At 70.1% G+C, this 1,393-nt stretch carries 1 protein-coding gene; it reads left to right on the top strand.

Annotation, left to right across the window (positions count from 1 at the left end):
- Positions 1-86: 86 nt before the first annotated feature.
- Entirely contained in the window at positions 87-1,388 is a 1,302-nt protein-coding gene (locus tag ACH49N_RS38935; protein ID WP_358278839.1) for an ISL3 family transposase, read from the top strand.
- Positions 1,389-1,393 lie beyond the last annotated feature (5 nt).

The raw sequence follows: 1,393 nt of genomic DNA, 5'->3' as shown, positions 1-1,393 counted from the left end.
GTTCGGTGCGGGTGAGGGCGCACGCCGTTGTCCCAGTAGCGTTCTGGCTTGTCTAGGGTCAGTCGGCTACATATGTGGGGAACGGCGTGCGCGAAGCCAGGATATGGCGTCAGGTGTTGGGTGTCGAAAAGACGGTGATTGAGGGCGTCGATTTCGACGACACGGCCGGGGCGGTGATCGTCGCGGTCCGGCCGCAGGCCCGGGCCCGGTCCCGGTGCGGGGTGTGTGGTCGTCGGAGCCCCGGTTACGACGGCGGCACCGGTCGGCGGCGGTGGCGCGGCCCGGACTGCGGCCTGGTCCGCACCTTCGTCGAGGCCGACGCACCGCGGGTGTGCTGCCGCGAACACGGAGTCACGGTGGCCGCGGTGCCCTGGGCCCGGCACCGGGCCGGGCACACCTACGCGTTCGACCAGACGGTGGCGTGGCTGGCCACCCATACCTCGAAGGCCGCGACGTGTGAGTTGATGCGCACCGCGTGGCGCACGGTCGGGACGATCGTGGACCGGGTGTGGGCCGACAGCGCACCCGCCCGGGACCCGCTGGCGGGGCTGCGGCGGATCGGGATCGACGAGATCTCGTACAAGAAGGGCCACAAGTATCTGACGGTCGTCGTCGACCACGACTCCGGCCGGCTGGTGTGGGCGGCCCCGGGTCGTGACGCGGCGACCCTGTCCGGGTTCTTCGCCCTGCTCGGGCCCGAACGGTGCGCGAAGATCACCCACGTCACCTCGGATGCGGCCGGATGGATCGGGTCGGTGGTGACCCGGTGCTGCCCGGATGCGGTGCGCTGCGCGGATCCGTTCCATGTGGTCGCCTGGGCCACCGAGGCCCTCGACACGGTGCGGCGGGCGGCGTGGAACCGGGCACGGTCCACCGAGAACGCCTCCCGCGGCGGTGGGTGGAAACCGCGGCGTCGCCCGAAGGCCGGCCCGGCTCGGACGGTCAAACGCAGCCGGTGGGCGTTGCTGAAGAACCCGGACGCCCTCACCGCGCAGCAGCAGGCGGTGCTGAAGTGGATCGAACTCCACGATCCGGTCCTGCACCGCGGCTACCGGCTCAAGGAGAGTTTGCGGTTGATCTTCCAGCTCCCGGTCGAGCAGGCCGCTGCCGAACTCGACCGCTGGATCGACTGGGCCCGACGGTGCCGGATCCCGGCGTTCGTCGCGTTGCAGAAAAGCATCCTCGTCCACAGACCCGCGATCCTCGCCGCCATCGAGCACGGGCTCTCGAACGGTCGGATCGAATCCGTCAATACCAAGATTCGCCTCATCACCCGCCGCGGATTCGGGTTCCACACCCCCGAGGCCGTCATCGCACTCGCGATGCTCAGCCTCGGGGGCGCCCGCCCACAATTACCCGGCCGAACCCACCCACGAATGAGTCAGTAGAGCCC

Source organism: Rhodococcus sp. NPDC019647 (assembly GCF_044389235.1).
GTDB lineage: Bacteria > Actinomycetota > Actinomycetes > Mycobacteriales > Mycobacteriaceae > Rhodococcus_F > Rhodococcus_F oxybenzonivorans.
This window is presented reverse-complemented; position numbering and strand designations above follow the sequence as displayed.